Origin of the sequence: Rhizobium sp. BK399, from assembly GCF_014194695.1 — a bacterium.
Lineage (GTDB): Bacteria > Pseudomonadota > Alphaproteobacteria > Rhizobiales > Rhizobiaceae > Rhizobium.
The window spans coordinates 1-3,314 of the sequence record NZ_JACIAH010000045.1 but is presented as its reverse complement, the minus strand read 5'-3'; the positions used below and the strand labels follow the sequence as shown (position 1 = coordinate 3,314).

The following is a 3,314-nucleotide window of genomic DNA, read 5'->3' as shown; positions in this document are numbered from 1 at the left end:
TTGCATCGTCCTTGCAATTGATAACCCATTGGGATCATTAGCAAGTCGCACTTCATTCTAGAACCCACCTCGCTACATCCATAAATCAGATAAGAGTTATTATGGAACATCTGGGCGGTTTGTTTGCTGTTGCGTTTCAGCCTGAAACCGAAGGCCGAGTTTCCCAAACGAACCGCTGGCATCCGCAAAAAAGCTCTGTGTCGCGTCCAGCCAAATATTCTACTGGAGCCGATTGTTTGGATTCGTCCAGTCGAATCGCTCCCACTTTCGCAGCTCCTGGTTACTGCGCCGCATGGCTCGTAAATTGTCGCGTGCCTGGCTTGCCCACGCCGCCGGATGTTGTCTGAATGGCTGGCCGGCGCTTCATGCAGCGTTCTTACATTCGCTGTCCGGCGGGACAGCTGAGACACCGCTTTCCGCGCCTCGCAACCGTCTTTTCAGCGGCAAGCCGGAACATATTTTGGCCCCAATCGTTCAATTTCGGCGAAACAACTCACGCTCATCTGTCCTGCTACTGCGGTAATTTTAACATCGCAGTGCAAACTCTCCGTTGTGCAGGGTGCGACGAGCAACAAAAAAGGGAGTGATTAATGAACAAGCTACTCGTGACAACCGCCCTTACAATCGCGTTGGTGAGCGGCAGTGCCTATGCCGCTACCATGGCTCCAATCTCGATGTATCAGCAGCAGCCGACTGACATCCAGGCGTCCAAATTCATTGGCATGCGACTCTACGCCACCGAGAGCGCGATTACGGCTGACACCGTCGTCAAGCCTGGCGCTGAAAAGGACTGGGACGATATCGGTGAAGTGAACGAGGTGATCCTTAGCCGACAAGGCGAAGTCAAAGCCGTGGTGCTCGGCGTCGGTGGCTTTCTGGGAATCGGTGAGAAGAACGTTGCCATTCCGATGAAGGACATCAAGTTCGTCAAGGACGGCGACGATGCGAATGACTATTTCCTGGTCGTCAATGCAAATAAACAGATGCTGACCGACGCACCGGCCTATACGGCTCCAGCCGACATGAGCTCGACTTCATCGACGACTACAGCTCCAACTGCTCAATCAACCGATACGGCGCTCGTACGACCGGAGATCAAGCGTGATGGTTATCGTGCTACGGATGTGAAAGACCTCACGACGGAAAATCTCTCCGGCGCAACTGTTTATAGTGCAAAAGATGAGAATATCGGCGAAGTCGATAAACTCGTCCTCAACAATGATGGAACCGTAAAACAGGTTGTCATTGATGTTGGCGGGTTTCTCGGGATAGGCGAGCATCGGATCGCCGTAGGGCTCGACCAGTTGAACATCGTGCGCAATGAAAAAGGCGATGATGTACGCGTCTATGTCGATTCATCTGCTGATAAGCTGAAGGCCCAGCCGGAATATAAGGGTGGTTAATGATGTTGCGGGTACGGAGATTAAAGATTTCCGTGCCCAGCTTATCGCCAGTGCTGCCTAAATAGGTCTCGACTATCCTCTTGACCTGCGCGTCTAAATAGTTTCATCGCTAGCAGCCGTACACGACCTTAAACGGTTGAGGACGGCTGCTCCTGACCGTCCCGATTTCCTGAGCCGACTGAACGTTGTCATCGATAGTCAGGCAGGATCTCGGAAAACCGGACGTCATGGAGCATGCGATGCCGCTGATGTCCTTCGCCTTTCCTCCCTCCTTGCCGACAAGCTTGCCCTCTACCGACCACGCGACGCTCTCCACTTGTCCAGCCAGTGCTTGACTCGAAACGGGCGCAAGGAAAGCAATGGCAACAAAAAAAGCCTTCAAACGCATTTCGCTTTCCTTCCATACGAAGAGAAGTGATGTGAGTTGAACTTATCACGAGTGCAACCGAGTCAAAACTCATCCTTTGGCCTGCTTTTTGGTCGGCAAGCGGAAGGCGTGAAAAAATCAGCAAGACCCCGCCTCTCCATGGTCAACTGATGAAGAGCCGGCTCTTCTCCCAATCCAGAACAGTATGGCACATGCATAATCAACCACCATGTTGAGCGGCTGACGTTTTGGTCTGTCTGCCCATCAACTGAACATGCCATCGACTTGAAGCGTCGCTAATTAGACCCCTTTGGAATTGTTGAGCAGGACGTCACGGATCTTGGCCAGCCAGTGCTCCCTCCTTGTCCGTCCGGAATGGGATCAGTCCCTTCAACCGCCTGAACCGCCCCCAAACATTGGACCAGCGGAGGCTGGAGTTTTCCGGCTTAAGTCAGGGAGGCAGGCTGGTTACGCTTCCCAGATTCATCAGTGTGATCGGGACCTTATTTCCGATCGCACCATGTGGCCGAACCTCATTGTAGTCTCTACGCCAATCCTCCATCTTTTCGCGGGCATCCGCAAGGGTCAGGAACCAATGTTGGTTCAGGCATTCTGCCCGGAAGCGGCCGTTGAACGTAAGCGCGAATTTCGGTGCGCCTTTTGAGGCGCAGCGCTCTGAGGCATGAAGTGTCCACCAAAAAATAGGTGGACACCAAATCATGGATGAAGATGCTCCTAAACTGCAGGTGCGGCTTGTTGGTCGCGACGGCCGCCGTCGATATGACCCTGCCTCCCGAGATCAGCTTGTCGCAGCGTGTTTAGAGCCCGGCGTTTCGGTCTCGCGTCTAGCTCTGGAGCACGGCGTCAACGCCAATCTCGTTCGCAAGTGGGTGAGGAGAGCCAGAGAAGATCGTGCTTTGCCTGTGGTCTCGGCGTTCGTTCCGGTTCAGATTGCTGCGGATATGCACTCGTCTTCTGCCAGCGGTCCACTGACGAAGGCGGAGCCGGTCGGCAAACGATCTCATGCATCCAAGGTGAGCGCGGTGCTGCCGAACGGGGTCAGCCTGACGGTGGAATGCAGCGATGTTGATGGACTAGCGGCGATCATAGGAGCGTTGAGTCATGTTCAGGCTGGGCGCTGATCTCCAGGTTTACCTGCATCGGGAACCGATCGACTTCCGCGCTGGCATCAACAGCCTTGCGGTTCTGGTGCAAGAGGTGATGGAGCTTGATCCCTTTGCTCCCGCGGTCTTTGCCTTTTGCAATCGCCGTCACGACCGGATGAAGCTTCTGTTTTTTGATCGGTCCGGTTTTGTGATGGTGCTGAAGAAATTGACGGAAGACAGGTTCCGTTGGCCCCGCCGGGAGGTGCCGGTCGTTGTGCTGACGACAGAACAGCTTCACTGGATTCTCGACGGCATCGATATCGATGCGATGATCCGCCATCCCGTGCGGCAATATCAGATCGCCGGCTGAGGATGGCGAATTGAGCTGTTGACGCAAAGGGGCGGTTCAGATTCAAGAATCTGATGACTCGAACCGGC

At 54.2% G+C, this 3,314-nt stretch carries 3 protein-coding genes and 1 pseudogene; 3 read left to right on the top strand and 1 reads right to left on the bottom strand.

What is annotated here, in order from left to right; genetic code table 11:
* The first annotated feature begins 590 nt into the window (after positions 1 to 590).
* Positions 591 to 1,403: a PRC-barrel domain-containing protein gene (locus FHT97_RS30560; protein ID WP_183759228.1), complete on the top strand. Its 813-nt coding sequence runs from the start codon at positions 591 to 593 to the stop codon at positions 1,401 to 1,403.
* 818 nt (positions 1,404 to 2,221) lie between these two features.
* Here the strand turns inward: FHT97_RS30560 and FHT97_RS30555 are convergent.
* Positions 2,222 to 2,404: pseudogene (locus tag FHT97_RS30555) on the bottom strand (transposase); the annotation flags it as partial.
* A gap of 85 nt (positions 2,405 to 2,489) precedes the next feature.
* Between FHT97_RS30555 and FHT97_RS30550 the strand changes: the two are divergent.
* Entirely contained in the window at positions 2,490 to 2,912 is a 423-nt protein-coding gene (locus tag FHT97_RS30550) for a transposase (RefSeq protein ID WP_183865207.1), read from the top strand.
* The gene (gene tnpB, locus FHT97_RS30545) at positions 2,893 to 3,246 is read left to right on the top strand and encodes an IS66 family insertion sequence element accessory protein TnpB (RefSeq protein WP_183865205.1); all 354 of its coding nucleotides are present in this window, start codon (positions 2,893 to 2,895) and stop codon (positions 3,244 to 3,246) included. The genes FHT97_RS30550 and tnpB overlap by 20 nt, the downstream gene beginning before the upstream one ends.
* The last annotated feature ends 68 nt before the right edge of the window (positions 3,247 to 3,314 follow it).

Coding starts and splice junctions, on each gene's coding strand:
- tnpB (WP_183865205.1), top strand. CDS start 2,893: ATGTTCAGGCTGGGCGCTGATCTCCAGGTTTACCTGCATCGGGAACCG.
- FHT97_RS30550 (WP_183865207.1), top strand. CDS start 2,490: ATGGATGAAGATGCTCCTAAACTGCAGGTGCGGCTTGTTGGTCGCGAC.
- FHT97_RS30560 (WP_183759228.1), top strand. CDS start 591: ATGAACAAGCTACTCGTGACAACCGCCCTTACAATCGCGTTGGTGAGC.